This is a genomic window from Actinomadura violacea, assembly GCF_017573465.1.
Classification (GTDB): domain Bacteria; phylum Actinomycetota; class Actinomycetes; order Streptosporangiales; family Streptosporangiaceae; genus Spirillospora; species Spirillospora violacea.
The window spans coordinates 97,816-121,279 of record NZ_JAGEPF010000007.1; the positions used below are offsets into that span (position 1 = coordinate 97,816).

27 protein-coding genes are annotated in these 23,464 nt (G+C 71.4%); 11 read left to right on the forward strand and 16 right to left on the reverse strand.

The annotated features are described in order from the left end of the window. Positions 1-3: 3 nt before the first annotated feature. Complete coding sequence (locus tag J4709_RS11945) at positions 4-1,296, forward strand: serine hydrolase domain-containing protein (protein ID WP_232383369.1); 1,293 nt, start codon at positions 4-6, stop codon at positions 1,294-1,296. Positions 1,297-1,767: 471 nt separating this feature from the next. Here J4709_RS11945 and J4709_RS11950 read toward each other — a convergent pair whose 3' ends face one another. Continuing rightward, entirely contained in the window at positions 1,768-2,409 is a 642-nt protein-coding gene (locus J4709_RS11950) for a TetR/AcrR family transcriptional regulator (RefSeq protein WP_208240193.1), read from the reverse strand. 107 nt (positions 2,410-2,516) lie between these two features. Between J4709_RS11950 and J4709_RS11955 the strand changes: the two genes are divergently transcribed. Further along, on the forward strand, positions 2,517-3,395 hold the full coding sequence (locus tag J4709_RS11955) for an alpha/beta fold hydrolase (RefSeq protein ID WP_208240194.1): 879 nt from the start codon (positions 2,517-2,519) through the stop codon (positions 3,393-3,395). A gap of 83 nt (positions 3,396-3,478) precedes the next feature. Here J4709_RS11955 and J4709_RS11960 read toward each other — a convergent pair whose 3' ends face one another. After that, the gene (locus J4709_RS11960; RefSeq protein WP_208240195.1) at positions 3,479-4,099 is read right to left on the reverse strand and encodes an NAD(P)-dependent oxidoreductase; all 621 of its coding nucleotides are present in this window, start codon (positions 4,097-4,099) and stop codon (positions 3,479-3,481) included. Between the two features lie 136 nt (positions 4,100-4,235). Between J4709_RS11960 and J4709_RS11965 the strand changes: the two genes are divergently transcribed. After that, positions 4,236-4,922, forward strand: coding sequence for a TetR/AcrR family transcriptional regulator (locus tag J4709_RS11965; RefSeq protein ID WP_208240196.1), 687 nt, complete (start codon positions 4,236-4,238; stop codon positions 4,920-4,922). 87 nt (positions 4,923-5,009) lie between these two features. Here the strand turns inward: J4709_RS11965 and J4709_RS11970 are convergent, their stop codons facing one another. Both J4709_RS11970 and J4709_RS11975 read right to left on the reverse strand, forming a co-directional pair. Beyond that, complete coding sequence (locus J4709_RS11970) at positions 5,010-5,609, reverse strand: dihydrofolate reductase family protein (protein ID WP_208240197.1); 600 nt, start codon at positions 5,607-5,609, stop codon at positions 5,010-5,012. Next, entirely contained in the window at positions 5,606-6,463 is an 858-nt protein-coding gene (locus tag J4709_RS11975) for a metalloregulator ArsR/SmtB family transcription factor (RefSeq protein ID WP_208240198.1), read from the reverse strand. The genes J4709_RS11970 and J4709_RS11975 overlap by 4 nt, the downstream gene beginning before the upstream one ends. 140 nt (positions 6,464-6,603) lie before the next feature. On the opposite strand from J4709_RS11975, the gene J4709_RS11980 reads away from it, so the two are divergent. The 4 genes from J4709_RS11980 to J4709_RS11995 all read left to right on the forward strand — a co-directional run bounded on the left by J4709_RS11980 (position 6,604) and on the right by J4709_RS11995 (position 8,794). Then, positions 6,604-6,993: a DNA-binding protein gene (locus J4709_RS11980; RefSeq protein WP_208240200.1), complete on the forward strand. Its 390-nt coding sequence runs from the start codon at positions 6,604-6,606 to the stop codon at positions 6,991-6,993. A gap of 1 nt (position 6,994) precedes the next feature. After that, positions 6,995-7,630 carry a transcriptional regulator gene (locus J4709_RS11985; RefSeq protein WP_208240201.1) on the forward strand — a complete coding sequence of 212 codons (636 nt, stop codon included), beginning with the start codon at positions 6,995-6,997 and terminating at the stop codon, positions 7,628-7,630. Between the two features lie 24 nt (positions 7,631-7,654). After that, the gene (locus J4709_RS11990) at positions 7,655-8,155 is read left to right on the forward strand and encodes a GNAT family N-acetyltransferase (RefSeq protein WP_208240202.1); all 501 of its coding nucleotides are present in this window, start codon (positions 7,655-7,657) and stop codon (positions 8,153-8,155) included. A gap of 177 nt (positions 8,156-8,332) precedes the next feature. After that, entirely contained in the window at positions 8,333-8,794 is a 462-nt protein-coding gene (locus tag J4709_RS11995; protein ID WP_269757159.1) for a DUF5994 family protein, read from the forward strand. Between the two features lie 356 nt (positions 8,795-9,150). On the opposite strand, the gene J4709_RS12000 is transcribed toward J4709_RS11995, so the two are convergent. The 4 genes from J4709_RS12000 to J4709_RS12015 all read right to left on the reverse strand — a co-directional run bounded on the left by J4709_RS12000 (position 9,151) and on the right by J4709_RS12015 (position 12,174). Next, on the reverse strand, positions 9,151-9,447 hold the full coding sequence (locus J4709_RS12000) for a hypothetical protein (protein ID WP_208240204.1): 297 nt from the start codon (positions 9,445-9,447) through the stop codon (positions 9,151-9,153). 73 nt (positions 9,448-9,520) lie between these two features. After that, positions 9,521-11,020 carry an alpha/beta fold hydrolase gene (locus tag J4709_RS12005; protein WP_208240205.1) on the reverse strand — a complete coding sequence of 500 codons (1,500 nt, stop codon included), beginning with the start codon at positions 11,018-11,020 and terminating at the stop codon, positions 9,521-9,523. A gap of 107 nt (positions 11,021-11,127) precedes the next feature. Then, complete coding sequence (locus tag J4709_RS12010; protein ID WP_208240639.1) at positions 11,128-11,649, reverse strand: GNAT family N-acetyltransferase; 522 nt, start codon at positions 11,647-11,649, stop codon at positions 11,128-11,130. A gap of 63 nt (positions 11,650-11,712) precedes the next feature. Next, positions 11,713-12,174, reverse strand: a complete 462-nt coding sequence (locus J4709_RS12015; protein ID WP_208240213.1) for a MarR family winged helix-turn-helix transcriptional regulator — start codon at positions 12,172-12,174, stop codon at positions 11,713-11,715. 153 nt (positions 12,175-12,327) lie between these two features. Here J4709_RS12015 and J4709_RS12020 point away from each other — a divergent pair, with 153 nt between their 5' ends. Then, positions 12,328-13,005 (forward strand): hypothetical protein, encoded by a 678-nt coding sequence (locus tag J4709_RS12020; RefSeq protein WP_208240215.1) that lies wholly within the window; start codon positions 12,328-12,330, stop codon positions 13,003-13,005. Between the two features lie 67 nt (positions 13,006-13,072). Here the strand turns inward: J4709_RS12020 and J4709_RS12025 are convergent, their stop codons facing one another. From J4709_RS12025 to J4709_RS12055, 7 genes are all read right to left on the reverse strand, one after another. Continuing rightward, positions 13,073-13,825 carry a hypothetical protein gene (locus tag J4709_RS12025; RefSeq protein WP_208240217.1) on the reverse strand — a complete coding sequence of 251 codons (753 nt, stop codon included), beginning with the start codon at positions 13,823-13,825 and terminating at the stop codon, positions 13,073-13,075. Between the two features lie 11 nt (positions 13,826-13,836). Beyond that, on the reverse strand, positions 13,837-14,397 hold the full coding sequence (locus J4709_RS12030) for a papain-like cysteine protease family protein (protein WP_208240219.1): 561 nt from the start codon (positions 14,395-14,397) through the stop codon (positions 13,837-13,839). A 158-nt stretch (positions 14,398-14,555) separates the two neighbouring features. Next, a complete protein-coding gene (locus tag J4709_RS12035; protein WP_208240221.1) occupies positions 14,556-15,443 on the reverse strand; it encodes a hypothetical protein in 888 nt (295 codons plus the stop codon). A gap of 422 nt (positions 15,444-15,865) precedes the next feature. Further along, positions 15,866-16,123, reverse strand: a complete 258-nt coding sequence (locus J4709_RS12040; protein WP_208240223.1) for a hypothetical protein — start codon at positions 16,121-16,123, stop codon at positions 15,866-15,868. 33 nt (positions 16,124-16,156) lie between these two features. Then, positions 16,157-17,443: a purple acid phosphatase family protein gene (locus J4709_RS12045; RefSeq protein WP_208240225.1), complete on the reverse strand. Its 1,287-nt coding sequence runs from the start codon at positions 17,441-17,443 to the stop codon at positions 16,157-16,159. Positions 17,444-17,479: 36 nt separating this feature from the next. Beyond that, on the reverse strand, positions 17,480-18,541 hold the full coding sequence (locus tag J4709_RS12050) for a zinc-binding dehydrogenase (protein ID WP_208240227.1): 1,062 nt from the start codon (positions 18,539-18,541) through the stop codon (positions 17,480-17,482). A 2-nt stretch (positions 18,542-18,543) separates the two neighbouring features. Further along, positions 18,544-19,758 (reverse strand): LLM class flavin-dependent oxidoreductase, encoded by a 1,215-nt coding sequence (locus J4709_RS12055; RefSeq protein ID WP_208240229.1) that lies wholly within the window; start codon positions 19,756-19,758, stop codon positions 18,544-18,546. Between the two features lie 109 nt (positions 19,759-19,867). On the opposite strand from J4709_RS12055, the gene J4709_RS12060 reads away from it, so the two are divergent. From J4709_RS12060 to J4709_RS12070, 3 genes are all read left to right on the forward strand, one after another. After that, positions 19,868-20,704: a PaaX family transcriptional regulator gene (locus J4709_RS12060; RefSeq protein WP_208240230.1), complete on the forward strand. Its 837-nt coding sequence runs from the start codon at positions 19,868-19,870 to the stop codon at positions 20,702-20,704. A 131-nt stretch (positions 20,705-20,835) separates the two neighbouring features. Further along, positions 20,836-21,453, forward strand: a complete 618-nt coding sequence (locus J4709_RS12065) for an RNA polymerase sigma factor (protein ID WP_208240232.1) — start codon at positions 20,836-20,838, stop codon at positions 21,451-21,453. Beyond that, positions 21,446-22,612: a hypothetical protein gene (locus tag J4709_RS12070; RefSeq protein WP_208240234.1), complete on the forward strand. Its 1,167-nt coding sequence runs from the start codon at positions 21,446-21,448 to the stop codon at positions 22,610-22,612. Before J4709_RS12065 ends, J4709_RS12070 begins: the two co-directional genes overlap by 8 nt. On the opposite strand, the gene J4709_RS12075 is transcribed toward J4709_RS12070, so the two are convergent. Beyond that, positions 22,609-23,403, reverse strand: coding sequence for an SDR family NAD(P)-dependent oxidoreductase (locus tag J4709_RS12075; protein WP_208240236.1), 795 nt, complete (start codon positions 23,401-23,403; stop codon positions 22,609-22,611). The genes J4709_RS12070 and J4709_RS12075 overlap by 4 nt on opposite strands. Between the last annotated feature and the right edge of the window lie 61 nt (positions 23,404-23,464).

Here is a 23,464-nt window from a genome sequence, read left to right on the forward strand (position 1 = left end):
CGGATGAGGATGGAGATCGCTGAGGTCGAGGGGTGGCTGCGGGAGCGGCTGCCGGGGCTGGCGGAGCAGTACGAGGTGCCGGGGGTGGCGGTCGCCGTCGACGCCGGCGGGCGGGTCGTCGAGGCGGCGGCCGGGGTGCTGAGCACGGCGACGGGGGTGGAGGCGACGGTCGACTCCGTCTTCCAGATCGGGTCGATCACCAAGCCGCTGACGGCGACGCTGGTGATGGGCCTCGTCGCTGAGGGGCTGGTGGAGCTCGACGCGCCGGTGGACAGCTACCTGCCCGGGTTCCGGAAGGCGACCGTCCGGCAGCTGCTGTGCCACACGGCCGGGTTCGAAGGGGACGTGTTCACCGACACGGGCAAAGGCGACGACTGCCTGAAGAGGTATGTGGAACTGCTGGCCGACGTGCCGCAGCTCTTCGAGCCGGGGGAGATGTTCTCCTACAACAACGCGGGCTTCAGCGTGCTCGGGCGAATCGTCGAGGTGGTGCGGGGCGAGCCGTTCGACCGGTGCATTCGGAACCACCTGTTCACGCCTCTGGGCATGACGCACGCGGCGTGCGATCCGTACGAGGCGATCCTGCATCGCGCGGCGGTGGGGCACATCGGCGGGCGGCCCGTCCCGGTCTGGGCGCTGCCGCGCTCGAACGCCCCCGCCGGGTCGATGCTCGCCATGACCCCGCGCGACCTGCTGGCCTTCGCCCGCGCGCATCTCACCGACGAGGGACTGCAGGCCATGCGGGAACCGCAGGTCACCCTCCCGGACATCGGCTGGGGGACGGCCTGGGGCCTGGGCTGGGAGCTCTACGACCTGCCGGGCGGCCCGATGTTCGGCCACGACGGCAACACCATCGGGCAGTCGGCCGTCCTCCGGGTCGACCCGACCCGCGACGTGTGCGTTGCGGTCTTCACCAACGGCGGCGACCGCAAGCCGCTGATGAAGGAGATCCTCGGCAGGGTCGTCGAGACGCCCGCGAAGCCCGTCCCGGACTCCACCGTGCGCCCGGACGCCAGGCGCTACGAGGGCGTCTACCAGTCGAGCACGAGCCGGACCACGGTGAGCGCGGACGAACGGGGACGGCTGTGGCTCGACCAGGTCCCCCTCGGCTTCGCAGTCGAGGCCGGCGACGAGCCGTACCGGACGGAACTCCTCGGCTGGCGCGGGGACTCCCTGCTCCCCGCGGAACCCGGCCACGGACCCGTCGCATTCCTCGGAGACGACGGCGAGGGACGCGCGCGCTACCTGCACACTGGCCGAGCCGACCTCCGCGCGCCCGAACGAACCGAACCCTGAGACCCACCGACTCGCTCAGGTGCGGGAGGTTCCGGTAAACGCGGACGGTCCGCACAGCAGTGGGGCACCGCTCAGTGGGTGCCCGTCGAACGACAACTGGCCCCACCTCCGTCAGGGGTGGGGCGAGTTGTTACCAAGGGGCGCAGACGAAAGTCCTAGCCCCACGGTACGAAACAGCCCGGGAGCAGCGAGCTCCTGGGGTCTTCGCCGTTACGAAGGCCACCCTTCTGTGACCGCTGGGACCGAAGGTGCAGGCGTGTAGCAGAGCGGCGCGCTCTTTGGGTCCAGCTTGTGGTGGTGTGGCCGGGCGCCCAGAACGTCGGGCCGGCTCCGTCGCCTACCGGCACCAGGTCGTCTTCGAGGAAGTCGTCCGCCGGCCGGGGCTGGACCGGACGATTCTCCGGCGCCGAGGTTTCCGCTTGAACGCCTACACGCGTGGCGGTTCGCCGTTTTCGGTGGTGCGGTGATCGGTCAGGCACTGTGAGCGGGGCCGGTGAGGCCGTGTCGCAGCAGCCCGGTGAGGGTGCCGATCGCCTCGTCGTCGGTAAGGGAGCGGCCGGCCGGCTCGCCTTTCCCGGTGAGCCAGACCGCGCAGAACCCTTCCAGTAGCGCGTTGAACGCTGACGCCAGGACGACGGGGGTGCCGGGCAGGTCGAACCCGGCGATCTTGAGCCGCTGGAGGTGTTCGCGCATGGTCTGGAGTTGGGCGTGCCGGATCTGGGCGAGGCGCTCGGCGAACTCCGGGTCGACCAGTGCGGCTTGGCCGAGCGCCTGGATCTCGGGCAGGTGCGCCTTGTAGGTGTGCCAGTACGCGGCCACCCGGGCGCGCAGGGCGGGCTCGGCCGACAGGTCGTCGCCGGCCTCGTGGGCGGAGAGTTCCCGGCCGGCTTGGGCGAGCCAGTCCGACAGCAGTGCCTGCAGCACGTCCTGCTTGCCGGTGAAGTGCTTGTAGAAGGAGCCCGCGGAACGTCCCGCCTCGGCCGTGATGTCGGTGATCTTGGCGTTGAGGTAGCCGTCGCGGGCGAACACGCGGCGGGCGGCCTCCTTCAGGGCGATCTCGGTCTGCGCGGCCTTCTGCCTCCGGCTCGCAGGCGTCGGTTCGGATGCGGACACACGGCCCCCTTGACGGACGGGCGACTTTGAGTGAATCATGATTCACTGAATCTAGATTCATCGAATCATCATTCAGGCACAGTATGACCCACCGGAAGGGTGGAGCCATGGGCAAGGCACGCAACGGCGACGTCGAACTCGCCTACGAGACCTTCGGCAGTCCGCGGGGCGCACCGTTGCTGCTGATCAGCGGTACCGGGGTGCAGATGCTGGTCTTCCCCGAAGACCTCTGCGGCGCGCTGGCCGACCTCGGCTTCCAGGTCGCCAGGTTCGACAACCGTGACACCGGCCTGTCCACGCACCTGACCGAGATGCCGGCACCCGGCTGGCTCACGACCGTGATCCGACCCTCTTCGGCGCCGTACCGGCTGGAGGACATGGCCGAGGACGCCCTCGCGGTGCTGGACGCCCTCGGCTGGGAGTCCGCGCACCTGGTCGGCACCTCACTGGGCGGAATGATCGCCCAGACGCTCGCCCTCCGGCACCCCACCCGGGTGCGCACCCTCACCTCGGTCATGTCCACCCCCGCCGCCCGGCTCGGCACCATGCCCAAGATCACCACCCTTAAAGCGATCATGAAACTCTCCGCCATGCCGGTCACCGGCCCGGACCAGGCGGCCCGGGAGGCGGTCGCGATGAGAAGGCTCATCGGTTCTCCGCGCTACCCGTTCGACGAGAAGGAAGTGGGCGACATCGGCCGACGCTCCTATGAGCGCCACCCCGGCAGCCCCGAAGCCGACGCACGTCAACGCGCCGCCGTCACCGCCTCCGGAGACCGGCGCAAGGCGCTGACCACGCTGCGCATCCCCACCCTCGTCCTGCACGGCGAGGACGACCCGGTCATCCGGCTCAAAGGCGGCCGGGCGACCGCGGCGGCCGTCCCCGGCGCACGCCTGGTCACCTACCCCGGCATGGGCCACGACCTGCCCCGCCAACTCTGGCCGTCCATGCTCGAGCAGATCCGAACCCTTGCCTTCCCGCAATGACAGATCATCACTCAGCCACCAGATGGGGCCAGAGCCAGTTCATCGGGTGGGACCAAGAGCCGCGCGTCAAACCACCGCGCACCTCACCGGAGGGGGACGACGATCGCCCCAGCGCGGTGTCCCGTTTCCGCCTCGTCCAGCATGAGGGCGGCCAGTGACGCGCGGGAGATCCGAGGCGGTAGCAAAGGGCGCTTCAGATCCGCGAGCGGCACGGTGTGGCGAGTGGGGCTGATGGGTCCGGCGGCCAGGTCCGGGGCGTGAAAGACGGTGGCGCCCGCCTTCAGCGCGACTTGGTCGGCCTGTGCCTTCTCGGCGAGTTCCTTGCCCACCGCCAGGCGCATGATCGCCTGGTAGATCCGCCCGCCCGCATTGGTCGACACGCCTGATCCCAGGGCGCCCAGCCACACGGTGCGGACGCGAGCCTCGGCGAGGACGTCCGCCCCTGCGAGCAGGGCGCCCGGGCCGTCGCCCTTGCTGATGCCGATCGCCGAGACGACCGCGTCGGCGTCGCTCACGTCCGGGAAGGTCTCCGGCAGGCGGACGTCCGCCTGCCGGATCTCGATCTGCCCTGCTCCGGCGGACGCGGGCGCCGCGTACCGGTCCGGGGCGCGGACGAAGGCCACGACCTGGTGGCCGCGCTCGAGTGCCTGGTCCACGAGCAGCCGGCCGACCTTGCCGGACGCGCCGAGTACCGCGATGCGCATGATGGATCCACCCCTAACTGAACAACTGTTGGTTACATGAGTGAACAACTGTTGGTTAGCGATGTCAACCCGGCCGCCGGGTAAGGTGAACAGCCGTTGCCGATCGTTCGCGCAGGGCAGGGCAGGGGAGGGGCGAGTGCCTGAGGAGCGGGCCGCTACCCGCAGGCGCAACCCGCGAGGGCAGGGGCAGGTGCTCCGCGCCCAGCTGGTGGAGGCCGCGGCAAAGCTCCTGGCCACTCTCGACCATCCGGAGACGCTGACGCTGCGGCAGGTCGCGCGCGAGGTCGGCGTCGCGCCGGCCAGCATCTACGGCCACTTTCCGGACCTGAGCGCACTGATCCAGCACGTACTGCGGCTGCGCTACGACGAGCTGGCCCGGCTGATGGGCGAGGCCGCCCGGTCGGCCGCGGACCCGCTGGACGATCTCGTGGCCCGGTGCGCGGCATATGTGCACTGGGGAGTTGAACAGCCCGGCCACTACCGGACCCTCTTCGGGAGCCGTATGCCCGCCGACCTCGTCCCGGGATCGGCTCACGGCGCCGGCGCCGACCTGCTCGAGTCCGTCGTCGTCTCCCTGGCGGCCGTCACCGACCCGGACGGGACCCGGACGACGGAGGAGCAGCGGTGGCAGGCCGGCCTGCTGCTCTGGACGGCGATGCACGGCCTGATCACCCTCTACAACGACCACGGGAACGTCCCATGGCCGTCCGTGGACGGCCTGCTCGCAGAACTGATCGGCCTGCACGCCGCACGACCGGCGATCGAGATCGCGGAGCACCTCGCCCGGAACCGTCCGAGCCGCCGGGACTTCAGCCCCGACTGAGGCTCCGGGGCGGGCGAGGCTCAGGTCAGGCCGACCTTTCCCTCGGCGGCACGGCGGTCGCGATCGCCGTGCCCGCGTCGGTCCGGCTCAGCGGACTCGGTCGTAGACCATGGCGACCTCGCCCAGTTCGCCGGTCTCCAGCCGTGTGAGCGTCCACCGCGTAGAGGGCACGCCGTCGTCGAACAGCCGCGGGCCGCCTCCGGCGATCTCGGGGCAGATCAGGAGATAGAGCCGGTCAAGCAGGTCCGCCGCCACGAGCGGCTTGATGACGCTGGCGCTGCTGTTGACGAGGATGTCGCCCTCGCCGGTGGCCTTGAGGTCGGTGACGACGTCCGCGGCGGGGGCGTTCACCAGCCGGGTGCGTTCCCACGGCGACTCGGTCAGTGTGGTCGACAGGACGACCTTCTCCGTGTCGACCAGCCACTTCGCGTATCCGCGATCGCGCGGGTCGGCGTTCTCGTCCTCGGCGACCGACGGCCAGTACCCCAGGAACCCCTCGGCATTGACGCGGCCGAGCAGCGCCGTCGTCGCGCCCTCCCGGATGCGGGTGAGGTGGTCCCGCGCGACCTCGGTGGCCACATACGGAGCGATCGCCCCGAAATCGCCGGGCCCGCCGGGGCCGATGTAGCGCCCGTCGAGAGTGAGGGCCAGGTTCGCGGTGACCTTGCGGGCGGTCGAGTCGGTCATTTCGTGCTCCTTGTGCCGGTGCGGTGCCGGGTGTCGCGCGGGTCCGCGGCGAGGATCGCCGCGAGCTTGTCGAGGCTCTGGCCGAAGCCGATCTCGATGCCCGCGACGAAGTCCGCGGAGTCGACCGTGCTGTCGGAGATGCGGAAGTGGACGTCCAGGTCGGTGCCGGTGCCGGTCGGCTGGAGCCGGAGGTCGATGTGGGAGGTGAAGGCGGGACCGCCGTCGGGGAGCAGGGGAGAGGACCGGTAGGCGAGGCGCTCGCCGGGCCGCGCCTCTTCGACGACTCCTTCCGCGCGTCCGGCGACCAGGTCGGAGCCGTCGGTGTCCTCGGTGTCGCGGTACTCCAGGACGACCCGTCCACCCGGTCGCGCCTCGAAGACGAGTTCGGAGACGCGGAGGTCGTCGGGCGCCCACCAGCGGGCGAGCAGGGACGGTTCGGTGAGGTGCCGCCAGACCAGTTCGGGGTCGCCCGTCAGTGACCGGAGGAACCTGAACGAGCGGCCGTCGGCCCAGCCCGGATTCTCGGCGGCGAGCCGCTCGGTGCCGAGGCTGAGCGCGTAGCGGTCGTAGGTCTCGCGCGCGCCGCCGGCCTGGTCCGCGATGTCGGCGAGCCTGCCGAGCGCCGCCGCCAGTTCCCGCAGCGGGGCGGGCTGCAGCGCGTAGACGCGGCGCTGGCCGGTGCGCTGGGAGGTGACGACGCCGGCGCGTTCGAGGGTCTGCAGGTGCTTGGTGGTCTGCGGCTGGCGCGCCTCCGCGAGGCGGGCGAGGACGCCGACCGGGCGGGGCCGCTCGGCCAGCAGGGTCACGAGCCGCCAGCGGGCCGGATCGGCCAGTGCGGCGAGAAGTGCGTCCATGGCAGCAAGTATTCTCCACAACGAATATTCGTGTCAAGGAATAAGTTCCCCCCGGCCAGGGCGGGGCGCCTTCCCTCCGGCTTCTGTCGAGCACCAACGTTTTGTTGACAACAATGTGTTGATGGCTCAAGGTGGTCCGCATGGAGGATGCAGAGGCCGACCATGGTCAGGCCGCCCGCGAGGCGGAGGCGCGCAAGCGGTTGCTGGACTCGGGTGCTTCGTCCCTTCCGCGGGCGCCCTGGCTCCACGGGAGCCAGCCGCCCTCGGCGGTCGATCTGATCCATTTCGCCCTGTGGCGTGGCAACGCCGGCGACCTCGACGAGCGCGCCGTGATGGCGGCCTTGGCTCTGCTGCCGGCCGCCCGGGCCGAAATGGACCAGGTGGAGGCGGCGCTGATGTTCACCGCGCGTGCTCAGGGCCTGTCCTGGCCGCAGATCTCCCGGGCCATGGGGCTGGCGTCCGCGCAAGCCGCGCAGCAGCGCTTCGGCCGGGTGTCGGGTCGCGTCGAGAACCGTCGAGAGGGTGCTTGAGGTGGCGTTCTCGTCCGCGCCGGAGGACTTGGCCCTGCACGGCGTCCGAGTGCTCGGCTTTTCGACGACGTCCCGCGTCGCCGCACGTTACGGAATGGACGTCGAAACGGTAGACGAGGCGCTTCTGGACTTCGAAGCCCGAGGTTGGGTTCGCAGGTCGAGCTTCGCCGGTAACTCCGGCTGGTCACTGACCGACACCGGCCGCGCGGAGAACGAGAAGCGGCTGGCCGGCGAACTCGACCGGGCAGGTGCACGAGACGCCGTGACCGACGTGCACGCCGCGTTCGTGCCCCTGAACCGGCGCTTCGGCGCCGCCTGCACCGACTGGCAGATACGTCCGACACGGCTCGATCCCATGGCGTTCAACGATCACACCGACTGGGCCTGGGACGAACGGGTCCTGCGGACGCTGGCGAACGTGGGCAGGTCCTTCGCCGAGCTGTGCGGTCGGCTCGCCGAGTCCCTGGCCCGCTTCGACGGCTACGCCGACCGGTACTCCTCGGCGCTGCGCAAGGTGGACCTGGGACAACGCGCCTGGGTCGACGGCCACGACCGGGACTCTTGCCACATTCTGTGGATCCAGTTCCACGAAGATCTGCTCGCCACTCTCGGCATCCCGCGAGGATCCGACACCTGACGACCTCTTGGGTAGGGTCGGGCAGTGCCCGAGCTGAAGCTGCTGCATGCCGGCCATGCTCCAGCGGTTCTCGCCTTCGAGCTGGCGAACCGCGCCTACTTCGCCGCCTCGATCTCCGACCGCGGTGACGAGTACTTCGACCAGTTCGCCGACCGGCACAGTGCCTTGCTGGCCGAGCAGGAGGCCGGCGCCGGCGCCTTCTACGTGCTCGTCGCCGAGGACGGCTCGATCCTGGGCCGGTTCAACCTGTACCGCTTCGAGCACGGCACTGCCGACCTCGGCTACCGGGTCGCGCAGCACGTTGCGGGCCGCGGGGTGGCGACCGCGACCGTCCGGGAGTTGTGCCGGCTGGCGGCGGCGCGGCACGGGCTGCGGACACTGCGGGCGGCCACCGCCCGCGCGAACGCCGCGTCCCAAAGGGTCCTGATCAAGGCGGGGTTCGTCCCGGTCGGCCCGGCCGACCCGGCGGACCTGGGCGGCAAGCCCGGCACGTGGTACCAGCGCGACCTGGTATTCCGTGAGTAACCCGTGATCCTGGGGACGGGCATGGCCAGGGCGGGCGCGCTATTTCATGATTCTGACGAGTGCGTGGTGACGTAGTCTGGTGATACCGAGGGCATTTCGTGCGTGGGCCACCATGTCGGCGCCGTTCTCGGAGGATGACGACCCGGTCCTTGACGGACCGAGAATGGGGCCTTCTAGATGGCCCACACCACTCGACTCACCCCCGTTCCCGCTGCAGCCGGATGCGATTTGCTTCCGCCTCCGGCGACGTCCCGGCTTCAGTTGACGCTCGGAGATGCCGGGAGCGGAATCTTGGACGGCGGCTGGTGGCCCCGGTCGCGCGACGCGGCCGCCGAACTCGCCGAACTGGCGATCGCCCTGACCGACCGGCTGGGCATGCCCACCCGCCTGACCATCGACTTCGACGACTGGGACGACGTCCCGCTCCGCATCACCGCCCTGGGGCGGGTCATCAGGGTGGGCTGGCTGCCCCACCTGGACCACATGGTCGCGGTCACCTGCGGCCGCGACGAGCCGATCCTCCTTCTGGTCATTCCGCCCGAGACGCCCCGGGCCTCCGCGGAGGAGGCTCTGGCCAAGGCGGCGGCCGGGACCGGCGATCTGCTGCCGGAGGAGATCCTCGCCACCGCCCGCCCGTGAGGGTCGGACCGGCCCGTGCGACCTATCGCCTGCCTTCCGGGCCGCCGCCGGGCGTTCCGTGAGCGGAGATCACCATGACCACCTTCATGGCCGCCGCAATCGCATGGTGGCGGCCGGAGGAGAGCCCCGATGGGCCGTGAGGCCCGTGGGCACCGGACTCGGGCGGGACGAGACGCTCGAAGCACGATGAAGGACGAGTACTTCGCGCTGATGAAGGGCCTCGCAGGCGGTATGGCCGTTGCGGTCGTCGCCGTCTGCGCGGTCATCGGCGTGGTCTTCCTGATCGTCCGCTGAACGTCCCCAAGTCGACGTGTTCAGAGCTCCCGCGCCCGCGCGGAACGGGCGCCCCTCTCCGGCTACAAGGGCTCGCTGATCCAGCGCCATCCGCCGTCGACATGGCGCGCGCTGATCAGCTGCGCGCTGCCGGAGTCCGCGACCTCGGCGATCATCCGGATCAGCTGCCGATGGAAGTCGGCGGGCGGGTGGCCGCCGCCCGGCGAACCCTCCAGAAGGGTCACGCTGACCTTCGCCTCGTCGCGCAGCTGCACGGTCAGCCGTCCGGTCTTGTCCAGCCGAAGGATCACGATGGCATCGGCCCGGATCAGGTCGCCGTCGGCGGCCGAGATCCACACTTCGGGAAAGGTCCCGCTCATGAGCCTCACCTCCCTGAACCTGGGGAACCTGTACCCACCACTCCAACATAGGGACTCCTCCGGCCGGTATCGCCTATGGGCGTACAGGGGCGGGTGGGATGTGGGCCAGGCAGGAAGTGTCGGGGACTCGCAGGTCGCGGATGAATCGTGTCTGGATGGCGGCCACGCAGCCGCTGGGTTCGTGTTCGGCCACGTGGCCGACGTTCGGCACCTCCACTACCGTGGCGCGGCGGAACTGGCGTGCGGCCTGGCGGCCCGTCTCGGTCGGGGTGTTGGCGTCCAGGTCGCCGGACGTCACCAGGACCGGGACGTCGGGGAACGGGCCGGCGGTCGGCCGGCTCGGGCCGCGGCGGTCGGGCCAGCGGATGCAGGTGTCGCCCTGGTCGTAGCTCATGCTGGTCCAGGCCCGTTTTCCGAACGGCCGGAAGTCCCGCTCGGGCAGCGCGGCGCGTCCCGCCGAGAACTGCCGGAGCCGGACCGGCAGCGCCGCTTCGCGGTCCCACAGCGTCGGGTAGTCGTTGCAGACGACGGTCGCGGCCAGTTCGGGGTTGAAGGGCTGCGGGTCGTCTTGACGCAGCGAGGACCCGCTGAGCGGGGCGGCCTGCCGGGCGGCGTCGATCAGCAGCGCGTTGTCGGAGTGCAGGGCGCCGCGGACCATCGCGGGGACGTCCCCGATGCCGGCGGGCGCCGTCTTGGCCAGGCCGTAGACGACGGAGGCCAGCGCGGTGTCGTCGAGTCGCCGCTGCTGTCCGTCCAGCGTGTAGGGGATCGGGCGGGCGTGCAGCCGCCGGGAGAGCCGTGCGATGTCGCGCAGCACTTGGTCGCCGTCGCAGGCGCCGGCGCTGCGCCGGCAGACCAGTCGCAGAGCCCGGCGTGCGGCCCGCGCGTTCGGACGGCCCCGCATGTCAACGGCGAGCGGATAGGCGCTGGAGAGTACGAGCGAGCGCACCCGCTCGGGGTGCCGCTGGGCGTAGACCGTCATCAGGTAGGTGCCGTAGGACTCCCCGAACAGGTCCAGCCGCCCGATGCCGAGCTCGGCGCGGACGGCGTCGATGTCATCGGCGATCTCGGCCGAGGTGTAGCCGCGCGCGCGAACGCCCAGCCGCCGGCCGCACTCACCGACCGCCCGCACGAATGTCGCACGGGTGGCGGGCAGCGAACCGAGCGTCCCGCAGCTGAGCGGATCGGAACGGTTCACCCCGCGCGGATCGACGAGCAGCAGGTCATGGTCCTTCAGCAAGTCGCCGAACATCCGCGCATACGTGGCGGCGGAGGCGATCGCCGAGTCGCCGGGGCCGCCGGGGTTGATCGTCACGGTTCCCGCGGCGGGCCGCGACGTGTCACGGTGCTTGATCAGTGCGTAGGCCACGGTGATGTCGCCCAGTCCGGGACGGGCCCGCACCAGCGGCGCCCGCACCGTCCCGCATACCGCACCCGGCACCGGCACGCACTCGTCCGATGCCGTTCGCTGCGCCGTGCCGGCGTGGCCGGCCGGCACGGCGACCGTCGCACCCGCCGCGACCGCGGCGACCCCGGCCATCAGCATCCCGATGCTCTTCGAGATCAACTTCATGCACGGAAGCCTGAGCGGCGCGGGACCGGCCGCGCATCGTCCTGCACGGCGAACCCGCGACCCACACCTGAGAGGGAGATCGAACCGGCCGGAGACCGGGCGGCGGCCTACGGCTTCGGGACCGGGGCGGTCAGCTCGTCGGCCAGGAGGTCCATGAGGAGACCGTCGTGCCAGGTGCCGTCGGTGCCGCGTTCGTACCGGCGCATGATGCCGACCGGACGGAAGCCGACTTTCTCGTAGCAGCGGATGGCGGCGGCGTTGGACGCGGCCGGGTCGATGGTGAGCCGGTGGTGGCCGTGGTCATCGAAGAGGTGTCGCGCGACGGTGTGGACGGCGTCGGGTCCCAGACCCCGGCCGCGCACGGACGGATCGAGATAGATGTCGATGCCGGCGTGCCGATAATCGGGGTCCTCTTCCGCATGCCACTGAATCATGCCGACGGCGTGGCCCTCGTACTCGATGACCAGTTTCTCGGTGTCGGGATCGGCGAGGTCCCGGGCCACTTCGGCGGCGAGGTCGGCGTCGCCGCGCCACCATCGGTACACCTCCGGTTCCGCACGGACAGCGGCCAACGCCGGCACGTCGGCCTCCGTCGGGGGCCGCAGCGTCACCGACGTGCCATGAAGGATCTTGCTCACGGCTCGACGATATCCGCCGGCGCACGCGGCGGCTGCGTCAACGCCTTTGGCGGATCAGTGCTGTGGGTCGACGAGTCGCGACAGCAGCGTGATGAACTGCCGCCGCTGGGCGGCCGTCAGAGGCGCGAGGAACTCTTCCTGAATGCCGTCGATGACCTTGTCGAGCTCGATGAGCCGTTCGGCGCCCGCGGCTGTGATCGTGACGATGTTCCGGCGCTTGTGGGCGGGATCGGCCGAGCGCTCGACCAGGTCGCGCGACTCGAGCCTGGTCAGGGCGGCGGTCACATCGCTGCGATCGATCCCGGTCCTGCGGCCGAGCTCGGCCTGGCTCGCGGGGCCCCACTCCTCCAGTGCGGCGAGGAGCCGGTAGTGGTAGCCGCGCAGTCCGTCGCCATGGGCCTCGAAACCGGCGCCGAGCAGGCCCGAGGCACGCGCGTGCGCGCGGCTGACGAGCCAGCTCGCGCGTCCTTCGAGCCGGGTCGGCGTGCGGCCGGCGTCGTGATGGGGCGTGGGCACCCGGCAAGCGTAACAGTTGTGGGTCGCGCCAACACTCGCTATGTTGGCCTTGCCAACATAGAAGCCGGGCTCGCCGCATCGGCGTCCAGCCGCGCAGGGGGACACCGCCGGCCCGCGAACCGGCCCCGGAATCCGCCGTAAAGGAGACCGACAATGAACACCTCGCCGAAGAACGAGGCTGACCGCGTTCTCGTCATCGGACGCAGCCCCAGTGTGCTTCTCGCCACCGTCGACATCCTGCGGGACAAGGGCTATTCCGCGGACACCACGAACCAGTTCGACCAGGTTCTCGACGACTACGATGTCGCCGATCTCGACGTCCTCGTCTTCGGTGGCATGGTCCCCGCCGACATGAAACAACGACTGCGTGCGGACATCTCCGAACGCAATCCGCACGTGACCTTCATTCAGGGCCTCGCCGGCATCGCCGGTCTCATCGCCGCCCAGGTGCAAGCCGCCACCTCGGCTGAAACCACCGAAAGTGGCGAGGTCGTCTACGACGCCGCACAGCGCTCGGTGCGACTCGTGCTCGACGATTCCGCCACCGTCGCCGTCGAGGCGTGGTGGCTCACATCGTTCGTACCTCCGGAGCCTGAAAGCGCATCGATGCGCGTTTGCGAGGGCCGGCTCGACGCGGGGTCGCACACCATTCCGCTTCCGGATCGGGTGCCGTCCGAGGGGTCCTTCGCGGCCGTCACCGTCGGCTCGTCCACGCGCGTGTTCACCGTCGGCCCCATGCCCGAAGCCGTCAAGCGGCTGGCGCCTGCTTCGACCGCCGACAATCGGCTTCCAGAGGTCCGCCGGGTCGCGACCGGCACCGATGACCGGTGACGGGCGGGTGGCCGGCCGGTCTTGCGCGGCCGGCCACCCGCCGCCGTCCTCGGTCGGGCGCGATCGGTCAGCGTCGGACGATCCGGCGGACGGCCAGGCCGCCGCCGGTGGCGGCGAGGACCAGGCCGCCGAGGATGACGGGCACCCGGCTTCCGCCGGAGTCGGCCTTGGGGGAGGGCCCGTAGCCGCCCGCCATGCCCTGCCGGTCGTAGGCCGAGCCGGGCATGCGGTCGCCGTAGCGCTTGCGGACCGCCCGCTGGTAGGACGCCAGGGAAACCGACGGCGCGCCGGTCATCTGCCGCGCCTCGGCGTTGAGCGGGCGCACCCGGCCGTCGCGCAGCACGTACCACGCGTTGACCTGCGGTTCGCGGAAGACCGTGCCGCCGTTGCGGGTGTAGGTCTCCTCGTCCGCGCCGGAGGCGATGTTGGCGAGCCGCCAGGCCCCGTTCTTCTTGACGGTCCACACCGAGGCGTGCTGCCCGTCGGCGGAGACCGCCTCGGTGGCGAGGAACGCCAGCCGCGCGACGGTGCCCGACGCGCCGGTGACGAAGCCGGGGTTCAGGTCGTAGACCGGCACGGTGGCGCCGGTCAGCCTGGGCGCCGCCTGCTGCACCGCGGTGGCGCTGACCTTGTCCGTCTTCCCTCGTCCGGCGAAGAAGCGGGCGAGGGTCGGGGACGCCGCGGCGGCGGTCTGCCTGGCGGCGGCCACGTCGGCGGCCGGCGGCGGGGCGGGGGCGGGGGAGGGGGACGCGGCGTGCGCCGGCGCCGCCGCGGCGGCGACGATGGCGCCGCCGAGCGCGAGACCCGTGAACGTTCTCATCTCACGCCTCCTCATGCGCCGATGTAGTCGAGGGAGTGGGTCCAGAAGAAGCTGTCGTTGTCGACGTAGTAGTCGTAGGACGACCAGTTGTAGCGGTAGCTCGACGGCCATGGATTTCCCCAATAGACCATGTTCGAGCTGTCGTCGTAGCCGTACAGGACCTCCATGTGCCCGCCGCCGCTCGTCCATTGGATGCGGGCGATCACGGGCCGCCGCGCGTCGATCTCGCGGGTGACGGCCCAGTAGTAGAGGTGGCCGTCCACGTAATTGCCGGGGCTGATCCCGATCTTGCGGAACGCCGTCTGGTCGTTGGCGAGCGTCGCCTGGCTGTTGGGGCAGGACGAATTCACGGACCGGTCGAAGGCGAGGTTGCAGAACTGGTTCTGGCTGTAGTCCTTGCCCATGAAGGCGGCCACGGTGTCGCCGGACGCGGCCCAGCACCAGTTGGACATCTCCTGCGCCTGCATCGAGATGTCGAGCCGCAGGGCGGCTGCGTCGGCGGTGCCGGGCACGGCCGCGACGGCCAGCGCCAGCGCGCAGACGGCGGCGCTCCGGCCGAAACGTACATGCATGAGAGCGAACTCCTCCGGGGCGGGGGTGGGGACCTTCGGACGTCCGCGGAACGTCAAAAGAATGGTCGGCCCGCGACCGGTCAGAGGCAACCCCTGCGGCGCCGGAGGCATTTCAACGTATACGCCGCCATAAATTGAACGGGTTTCTCCGGGGGGTCTCAGTCCCATTCCCAGCGGATGCCGTGCACTCCGGGCCGCACTTCCATCTCGGCCACGTGGACGGCGCGCCAGCCGGACAGCCGGAGCTCCGCCACGTCCGCCGGGGGCGTCACCGTGTTCGGCTGCCAGACGCGGAGGCAGCGGGCCGGCAGGGCGTCCGGCTCGAAATGGACGTGCAGCAGGTACATGTGCATGGGGTGGCGGAACCACCGCTGGTAGAAGGTCGCCTCGGGGCCGCCGCGGCTGTAGCCGAACTCGTAGTCGACCATGTACGTCTCGCCGCGCCGCAGCGGGTGCTCGAACAGCAGCTCCGCGGCGGTGACCCCGGCTTCCGGGTCGGTGCGCACCTGGCCGAGGCGGCAGTGGGACGCCCGGCGGATGTCGGGCAGCATCTCCTTCTCGCAGTAGTGCACCGCCACGTGCCTGTCGACGCCGTCGGTGCGGGCCTGGAACACCACGCGCGTGCGCACCGACCGCTCGTCCCGCCCGGCGCCGACGCGGACCGTCTCGTCGCAGCTCAGCCAGCGCAGCTGACCGTCGACCGGGTTGCGGATCTGGTCGAGCAGCCGGTCGACGCTGGCGTGCACCTGGCTGACGTCGCGGTACGACAGCGCGCCGGGCACGTTGTGGGCCCACCGGCCGCGCGGGCGGCGCGGCCCCAGCAGCGCGGTCAGGGAACCGGGCGCGAGTTCGAGGATCTCCTCGAGCGCCTGGACGGCGGACAGCGACCGGGACCGCTCCGGGCGGCACCTGCCGCGCTGCCAGTTGCTGAGGCTCGCGACGCTGACCTGGATCCCGCGCTCGGCGAGCCTGGCATGGAGCCGTTCCAGGCCCAGCCCTCGGGCCTGGACCGCCGTCCGCAACACACTGTCGAACGAATCCGCCATCGCCGGATCCTCCTGATGAGCGCGCCTACCCGACGACTGAAGATCATCAAGGACCAGGAGTCACGAGGAACGTACTGACTCGCCGTCCAAGAGTCCAGATCGCCGCCACCGGGCAGCCGGTCGTCTGCGTGTTCTGGATCAACGTGCCGATCGGGCCGGCCACGATGGGCCTCGCCGCGCGGTGGCTGCCGGAGTCCACCGCGCCGCGGGCGCGCCGCCTCGACCTGCGCGGCGTGGCCGTGCCGAGCGCCGCGCTGACGTTGGTGGCGTTCCCGCTGATCCAAGGCCGGCAGGCGGGCTGGCCGGGCTGGAGGGCTGGGCGTGCCTGGCCGCGAGCCTGCCGTGCCTGGCCGCCTGCGCCGCCCGTCCAGCCGAGCCCGCCACGGCCCCCGAACCGAGGCGGTAGTCCGGCCGGGCCCGGGTCAGTGGTGGCCGTCGTTGCGGGGGCGTTCCAGGACGAAGGTGTCGACGGGTTTCGTGGCGCCGCCGGGACCGGTGACGGCGTAGTAGGTGACGTTCATCGTGGTCTTGCCCCCGGGCCTCCCCGGGTCGACCTGGAAAGCGCAGAACCCGTACGGGTTGATCTTGTCGCGGAAGGCCGACCAGGGCGCCGGCTCGTCGACGTAGACCGGCTTGTAGTGGTTCAGGAGCTTCGGGTCGCGTTCGGTGCCGCGTTCCACGATGACCTTGGCCTTGGGCGTGTCGTAGAGGAGCTAGTTGGAGGTGAATCCCATCCCGCCGCCTCCGATGACGAGGTGGACGGTGCCCCGGCCGGTGTCGGCGCGGTGCGGGTCGGTGGAGACGGGGATGGGCGTCATCGTGGAGTTGCCCTGGTGCCCGCGGACGGGATGCGAGCGTTCGTAGTGGTGTTCGTGGCCGCATACGACCAGGTCGACGCCGTACTGGTCGAACAGCGGCAGCCACGCCCTGCGGACGCCGAGGTCGGCGCCGTTGGAGTCGGCCGTGGAGATGACGACCTGGTGCATGCACACCACGATCCAGTCGATGCCGCGGTCGGCGCGGGCGCGGCGCAGTTCGTCCTCCAGCCAGCGCCGCTGCGCGCCGGCGGAGTAGCCGCTGATGTAGGTCGCGCCGCCGTCCTGCAGCGCGACGTCGTCGTTCTGCAGGACGATGACCCGCACGGAGCCGGCGGTGAACGCGTACCAGAGTCCCTGGAACTCGTCGTCGCCGCCGTTGCCCGGCACCTCGAAGTAGGTCTGGAAGGCGCGGAACCCGATCGGGCCGTTGCCCTTCTCGTTCTCGTGGTTGCCGGCCGCCGGCATCCACGGCCGGTTCCGCGCGGAGCGGCTGGTGTTGATGAACCAGTCCCGCCACACCCGGGTCGGGTTCCCCGACAGCTGGGCGTAGCACAGGTCGCCGTTCATCAGGTGGAACAGGGGCGCGGCCCGTTCGACGGCGGTGGTGGTGTCGCCGGCGAACGGGGAGCCGTAGTTGTCCTGCGTCCACAGGGTGATCTGCTCGGTCGGCATGGCCTTGTTGACCTGCGGGGTGGCCTGGTCGCCGAAGCTGGTGAAGGTGAGGGGGCGGCGGCCGCGCGGGGCCGTCCGGAACGTGCCGGCCTCGGGCGTGGCGCCGTCGTGGACGGCCAGGTAGAGGTACTCGGTGTCGGGCCGCAGCCCGCGGATCCGGGCGTGGTGCGAGCGGACCTCCTCGCGGGTGACCGGGTCCCGGTAGGCGCGGGTGTCGGCGCCGTACGTCCGGCCGAGGCCGCCGGTGAGCGTGCCGACCATGACGCGCGGGTTGCGGACCGGCAGCGGCGTCTGCCACGAGACGGTCATCTCGGACGAGGCGTCCGAGCCGAACTGCAGGTGGAGGCCGGAGACGCTCGGTGCGCCGGCCCGGCCGGGGGAGTGGAGCAGCAGCGGGGACGGTGCGGCCGCGCGGGCCGGGGCGGTGTCGAGGGCGAGCAGGGTCGCGCCGGCGCCGGCGGCGGTGAGGACGCCGCGGCGGGAGATCGGGGGCCTTTCCGGTGAGCTCAAGGACGCTCCTCAGGGGGAGGGGGATCGAGCGGGGCGTCAGGCAGGGGTGCGGATGGCGGCGCCGTCCAGGCCGGGACGGACGAGGATCTTGATGTGGTCCTCGGGGCGGCGGAGCGCGTCGACCGCGGCGGGGACGCCCGCCAGGCCGACCTCGCCGGTGATGAGGGACGCGGCGTCGACCGTGCCGTCGGCGATGCGGCGGAGCGTCGCCGCGTACTCCTCGTGCGGGTAGACCAGGCACATCTCGATGACCAGGTCCTTGTAGACGCCCACGACGGGGCGGATGACGTCGTCGGACATCACGGCGCCGATCTGCATGATCCGGGTGCGCGGCGGGACGGCGTGCATCAGCCGGTTGAGCAGGCCCGTCGCGGAGACGCAGTTGAACACGGTCAGCGCCTGGCCGGCGGAGGCGAGCGACCGCCACACCTCGACCGGGTCCTGGTCGGCGGGGTCGAGGACGCGGTGCGCGCCGAGCCGCAGCGCCGTCTCGCGCCGCAGCCGCGACGGGTCGGACACCACGATCGGCGCGACGCCCCGCTCGGCGAGGCCGGCGACGACGCCGAGCCCGATCGGCCCGGCGCCGACCACGACGGCGCTGCCGTCCGGGCCGATGCCGGTGCGCGCGACGTTGCCGAACCCGACGGCGAGCGGTTCGGTCAGCGCCGCGACGGCCGGCGGCACATGGTCGGGGACGGGCTCCAGCGCCATGGCCTGCAGTACCATGCGCTCGCCGTAGCCGCCGGGGAAGTCGTTGCTGTAGCCGATGCCGCGGACGACGCCCGCCGCGTCGATCGCCCACGGCAGCGCGACCGCGTACTGCCCTTCGACGACGCCGGGGGTGTCCGGGCCGGCCGCCAGGACGCGGACGCTGAACTCGTGGCCGAGCACCACGTCCCGCGCCGGGTCGAACAGGAACATGTCGACGCCGCTGTCCCGCGACGCCTCCAGGAAGTCGCCGGTGTGGGCGAGGGCCGACAGGTCGGACCCGCAGATGCCGCACGCGACCGTCTCCACCAGCACCTGGCCCGGGCCGGGCTTCGGCTCGGGGATCTCGTCGGTGACGAGCCGTCCACCGCGCATGACCGTCGCACGCATCGTCACTTCTCCTCCGCGTTCGCCTCGGCGAGGACCTGGCCGTGCTTGTCGAACGCGGCCATGACGCTCTGCTTGAGCGCGCCGATGAACCGCTCGTTGTTGGCGTTGGCCCACGACAGGCTGGCGGTGCGTCCCGCGTTGAGGCCGCGGAAGTGCGGGACGACGTGCTCGGCGAACAGCTCGTAGCCGCGGCGGGTGGCGGCCGGGTCGGCGCAGTTGTGGCCGAGCAGCAGGAACGTGCCGAAACCGCCGGTCTCCTCGATGAGCGCCTCGATCGCCTCGATCGCGTCGTCGGGGGTGCCGATGACGGCCCGCCCGAACGTCGGGAAGCCCTCGGTCGTCCACTGTTCGACGGCGCTCTCGGCGGTCTTGCCCCACGGCATCGTCATGCCGCTGAGCTGCTCGATGTAGTGGACGAAGTCGAGCACGCCCCACTGCGCCTCCTCGCGCGCGCGCTCGCGGGTCTCGGCGATGTGCATCGGCGCGACGAGCCGCCACCGCGACCGGTCCGCAACGTGCCCGTGCTCGGCGGCGGTCTTCTCGTACACGTTCCAGTTCGGCATGAGCGCCTCGTAGCCGGTCGGGTCCGACGCCGCCAGCGACAGCAGCGACAGCCCGTGCCGTCCGCCGAGGACCGCGCCGCTCGGCGAGATGGTGGACGCGACCGCGATCTCCACGCCGCCGGGCGTGAACGGCGCGAGCTGGACGCGGGCCTCCTCCAGCGTGAACCAGCCGGTCTTGGCGGTGACGGTCTCACCGCGCAGCAGCGGGACGAGCGCGTCCAGCGACTCGGCCATCATGTCCCGCTGCCGCATCGGGTCGATGCCCATCATGAACGCGTCGGACGGGAGCTGGCCGGGGCCGGTGCCGAGCATGACCCGGCCCATCGTGAGGTGGTCGAGCAGCGCGATCCGGTCGGCCAGCATCAGCGGCTGGTGGTAGGGGAGCGAGCTGACGCCGGTGCCGAGCCGGATCCGCCGCGTCCGCTCGGCGGCGGCCGCGATGAACACCTCCGGCGAGGCGATGATCTCCATCCCGGCCGAGTGGTGCTCGCCGATCCACGCCTCCTCGTACCCGAGCCCGTCGAGGTGCTCGACGAGCGACAGGTCGCGCCTGAGCTGGAGGGCGGGGTTGCCGCCGAGCCGGTGGTAGGGGGCGATGAACACGCCGAATCGGGTGGGGCCTCGCCCCTGGGAGCTGTCTTGCGCCTCGGACACGCGGACTCCTCCGGAGTTATAGGACACTTCTTTCTGAGAACGTGTATTTACGTCCTATATGGGGGCAGGGGTAGGGTCAAGAGGCCGGAAGCGAGGAGTCTGGAGCCCGATGGCAGTCGCCGAACCCGCCCTGCGGCGCCGTCCGGACGGCGGGCCGAGCGCCCGCGCCCTGGTGTTCACCCTGCTCGGCGAGTACGTCCGGTGGGCCGGCGAGGACACGGTGCCGCTGCGCGCGGTCGTCCCGGCGCTCGGCTCCCTCGGCGTCGCCGATGGAGCGACCCGGCGGGCCGTCACCCGGCTCGTCCACGAGGGCTGGCTCGCCGCCGAGCCCGTCGGCCGCCGCACCCGGCTGCGCCTGACGCCCCGCATGGTCCGGCTGCTGCGCCGCTGGACCGAGCGGCTCGTCCGCGCCGTCGAGAAGACCCCGTGGGACGGGGAATGGCGGATGCTGCTGCTGCGTCCCGCCGAACAGGCCCCGCAGCACGGCTGGCTCGCCGAACGCCTGGAGTTCGAGGGCTTCGGGCCGCTCGGCCGCGGAGTGTGGATCGCCGCAGACCCCGGCGGCGTCGACGCCGTCCGCGAACTGCTCGACGACCTGGGCCTGCGGCCGCACGCCACCTTCCTGACCAGCCGGATCGGCTCGGGCGAGGAGGAACGCGCCCTGATCGGCCAGGCGTGGGACCTCCCCTCGATCCGGCCGCTGTTCACCGACTTCATCGACCGCTTCGCGGGCCTGGAGCCCGGCACCGACGAGGAGGCGTTCGTCGCCCGCCTCCGGATGGTGCACGCCTGGCGCCTGGTGTTCGACCGCGACCCGCGGCTCCCGACCGTGTTCCTGCCGGACGACTGGCCCGGCGAGCAGGCGACCGAACTGTTCATCAACAACTGGCTGAGCTGGTACGAACCCGCCGACCGCTGGTGGAACCGCCTCTGCGCCGCCCCGTGAGACCCCCGGCCCCGGGCCGTTCGCCGCACCGAGAAGGGGGGCGGGGGCTTCGGGCGTAAGAGAGCGTGAGCACCATCCATGCCTTCGGAAGGGTCCCGCATGGCCAACCCCCCAGCCCCAGCGGACCGGCCATGACGGGCGCGCCTTCCGGCCTCAGCCGGCCGGCGCGGCCGGAGCCGGAGCCGGAACCGTCCGACGCCGAGGTCATCGCCGCCTCGCGCCGGAACCCCGAGCGGTTCGCGGTCCTCTTCGACCGGCACTACACCGAGATACACCGCTATGTCGGCCGGCGGCTCGGCACCGATGGCGCCGACGACATCGCCGCGGAGACCTTCCTGATCGCCTTCCGGCGCCGCGGGACGTTCGAGCCCGCGCACAGCTCCGTCCGGCCCTGGCTCTACGGCATCGCGACCCGGCTGATCAGCCGCCACCGCCGCGACGAGCTGCGGCGCTACCGGGCGGTGGCCCGGATGCCCGCCGATGACGTCGTCGAGAGCCACGAGAACAGCGTGGCCGCCGCGGTGACGGCCGCCGGGTTCGGCCTGAGCCCGGTGCTGGCCGGGCTGCGGCATGGCGACCGGGACGTCCTGCTCCTGGTCGCGCTGGCCGACCTCACCTATCCCGAGGTCGCCGAAGCGCTCGGAATCGCCTACGGCACGGTCTGCTCCCGCCTGAGCCGCGCCCGCAAGCACGTCCGCGCGGCCCTGCGCGCCGCCGGCCACACCGTTGAGGAGGACGACCGTGGATGACCTGACCATCATCGAGCAGATGCACGTCCCCGAGCCGCCGCCCTCTCCGCAGACCGCCGCCGCCGCCCGCCGCCGCCTGCTGCAAGAGGCGGCGGGAGCAAGGTCCCGGCGCATCCACCGCAGTGCTCCGCTGCCTCGATCGCGGCGCACGATGGTCCTCACCGCGGGAGCCACCGCATGCGCGCTGGCCGTCGGGTCGTGGATGACCTACAAGTGGGAGACGCGGCCCCTGTACCACCCCGAACCGCTGGCCGGGCAGAGCGGACCGGCCTCCACGTTCCTGCTCACGGCCGCGGACGCGAAGACCCGGCACGCCTCCGACGGGCGGCTGTGGTACGTGCACCGGGTCGTGGGCGAAACGGTCGTGGCCGCGTCTCCGTACCGCCCCGGCGTCCACTACACCGTGCAGACCACGCTCGATGACTACTCCGTCACGGCCAAGTCGGCGAAGGACTTCGGCGTACACCTTCCCTACAGCAACAAGGACTCGGCCGGCGTCGGCTGGAACGGCGGCGAGGTCGCCGTCCGCCCCGTGTCACCCGCCGACATGGCGGCCTGGAAGGCCGACTTTCAGCCCGGTGCCCAGGACCTCAGCCTCCAGCAGCCCGACGAGGAGCGGGGGCCGTTCAGGGGAGAGGGGGCCGAACTGGACTTCGACAACGCCGACGCCCTCAGCCTGCCCGCCGACCCGTCCAAGCTCCGTGCCTGGATCCTGAACTACGCGACGAAGTTCGATCACCGGCGGCTGAACGACCCGGACCTCTACCTGTTCACCGGCGCCCCCATCTTCCTGGTCGACCGGGTCGTCAGCGACCGGGTGCGGATCGCCACCTACCGGATGCTCGCCGGCCTGAAGGGCGTGCGGATGATCACTGGCACCGATGCGGACGGGCGCACCGGCAAGGGCGTCGCCATGCGGCAGACCACCGGCGACTACGGCACGATCGAATGGCAGCTGCTCATCGACCCCGAAACCGGAAGGCTCACCGCCAGCCAGGGCATCGTGGTGACCCCGGGCCGCAAGAACGCCGGTCTGCGCCCCGGCACCCGGGAGTTCTTCGAGATCGTCAAGAAGGCCGAGTGGACCAACGCGCCCACCAAGAGCCTCGTCCCCAAGTCGGTGACCGACCCGATCCTGGAACCCCCGACCGGGGACTAGGGGAGGATCGCGTCGATGTAGCCGCCGTCGGTGCGCAGGGCGCCGCCGGTGGTGGCCGAGGCGTGCGGTGAGCTGAGGTAGACGACCATGTTGGCGATCTCTTCGGGCTCGATGAGCCGCTGGAGCAGCGAGTTCGGGCGGTGCTCGGTCATGAAGCGGCGCTGCGCCTGCTCCCAGGGCAGGTCGTTCCCGACCATCTCGGCAACGAAGTCCTCCACGCCCGCGGTGTGGGTCGGGCCGGCGAGGACGGTGTTGACGGTGACGCCCGTCCCGGCGACGGCCTTGGCGTAGCCGCGCGAGACGGCGAGCAGCGCCGTCTTCGACACGCCGTAATGCACCATCTCCGCCGGGATCGCCACCGCTGAGTCGCTCGCGATGAACTGCACGCGCCCCCAGCCGCGTTCGGTCATGCCGGGCAGGTAGAGGCGGGCGAGCCGGACGCCGGACAGCACGTTGACCTCGAAATAGCGCCGCCATTCGGCATCGTCGATCTCCAGGACGGGCCGTGCCGAGAAGATGCCGAGGTTGTTCACCAGGATGTCGACGTCGGGCACCTCGGCGCGCACCGCTTCGGCGCCTTCGGCGGTGGCGACGTCGGCGGCCACGCCCCGCAGGTCCGCGTCCGGCAGTTCCGCGCGCAGCCCGTCCAGAGCGCGGGTGACGCCGTCGCCGGACCGTCCGTTGACGACGGTGGTCGCTCCGGCCCGCGCCAGCCCCGCCGCGATGGCGCGGCCGATGCCCTGGGTGGAGCCGGTGACGAAGGCGGTCCGCCCGCTGAGATCGATGTCCATGAGGGGGACCATTCCCCCGCGATATAGGTTCAGTATCAGCGGGTCTCCCGAAAATCGGCGC

Excerpts from the sequence above, each read along its gene's own strand:
- J4709_RS11945 (WP_232383369.1), top strand. The coding sequence starts at position 4 with ATGAGGATGGAGATCGCTGAGGTCGAGGGGTGGCTGCGGGAGCGGCTG.
- J4709_RS11955 (WP_208240194.1), top strand. The coding sequence starts at position 2,517 with ATGGGCAAGGCACGCAACGGCGACGTCGAACTCGCCTACGAGACCTTC.
- J4709_RS11960 (WP_208240195.1), bottom strand. The coding sequence starts at position 4,099 with ATGCGCATCGCGGTACTCGGCGCGTCCGGCAAGGTCGGCCGGCTGCTC.
- J4709_RS11970 (WP_208240197.1), bottom strand. The coding sequence starts at position 5,609 with ATGACCGACTCGACCGCCCGCAAGGTCACCGCGAACCTGGCCCTCACT.
- J4709_RS11975 (WP_208240198.1), bottom strand. The coding sequence starts at position 6,463 with ATGGACGCACTTCTCGCCGCACTGGCCGATCCGGCCCGCTGGCGGCTC.
- J4709_RS11980 (WP_208240200.1), top strand. The coding sequence starts at position 6,604 with ATGGAGGATGCAGAGGCCGACCATGGTCAGGCCGCCCGCGAGGCGGAG.
- J4709_RS11995 (WP_269757159.1), top strand. The coding sequence starts at position 8,333 with ATGGCCCACACCACTCGACTCACCCCCGTTCCCGCTGCAGCCGGATGC.
- J4709_RS12000 (WP_208240204.1), bottom strand. The coding sequence starts at position 9,447 with ATGAGCGGGACCTTTCCCGAAGTGTGGATCTCGGCCGCCGACGGCGAC.
- J4709_RS12005 (WP_208240205.1), bottom strand. The coding sequence starts at position 11,020 with ATGAAGTTGATCTCGAAGAGCATCGGGATGCTGATGGCCGGGGTCGCC.
- J4709_RS12020 (WP_208240215.1), top strand. The coding sequence starts at position 12,328 with ATGAACACCTCGCCGAAGAACGAGGCTGACCGCGTTCTCGTCATCGGA.
- J4709_RS12025 (WP_208240217.1), bottom strand. The coding sequence starts at position 13,825 with ATGAGAACGTTCACGGGTCTCGCGCTCGGCGGCGCCATCGTCGCCGCC.
- J4709_RS12030 (WP_208240219.1), bottom strand. The coding sequence starts at position 14,397 with ATGCATGTACGTTTCGGCCGGAGCGCCGCCGTCTGCGCGCTGGCGCTG.
- J4709_RS12035 (WP_208240221.1), bottom strand. The coding sequence starts at position 15,443 with ATGGCGGATTCGTTCGACAGTGTGTTGCGGACGGCGGTCCAGGCCCGA.
- J4709_RS12050 (WP_208240227.1), bottom strand. The coding sequence starts at position 18,541 with ATGCGTGCGACGGTCATGCGCGGTGGACGGCTCGTCACCGACGAGATC.
- J4709_RS12060 (WP_208240230.1), top strand. The coding sequence starts at position 19,868 with ATGGCAGTCGCCGAACCCGCCCTGCGGCGCCGTCCGGACGGCGGGCCG.
- J4709_RS12065 (WP_208240232.1), top strand. The coding sequence starts at position 20,836 with ATGACGGGCGCGCCTTCCGGCCTCAGCCGGCCGGCGCGGCCGGAGCCG.
- J4709_RS12075 (WP_208240236.1), bottom strand. The coding sequence starts at position 23,403 with ATGGACATCGATCTCAGCGGGCGGACCGCCTTCGTCACCGGCTCCACC.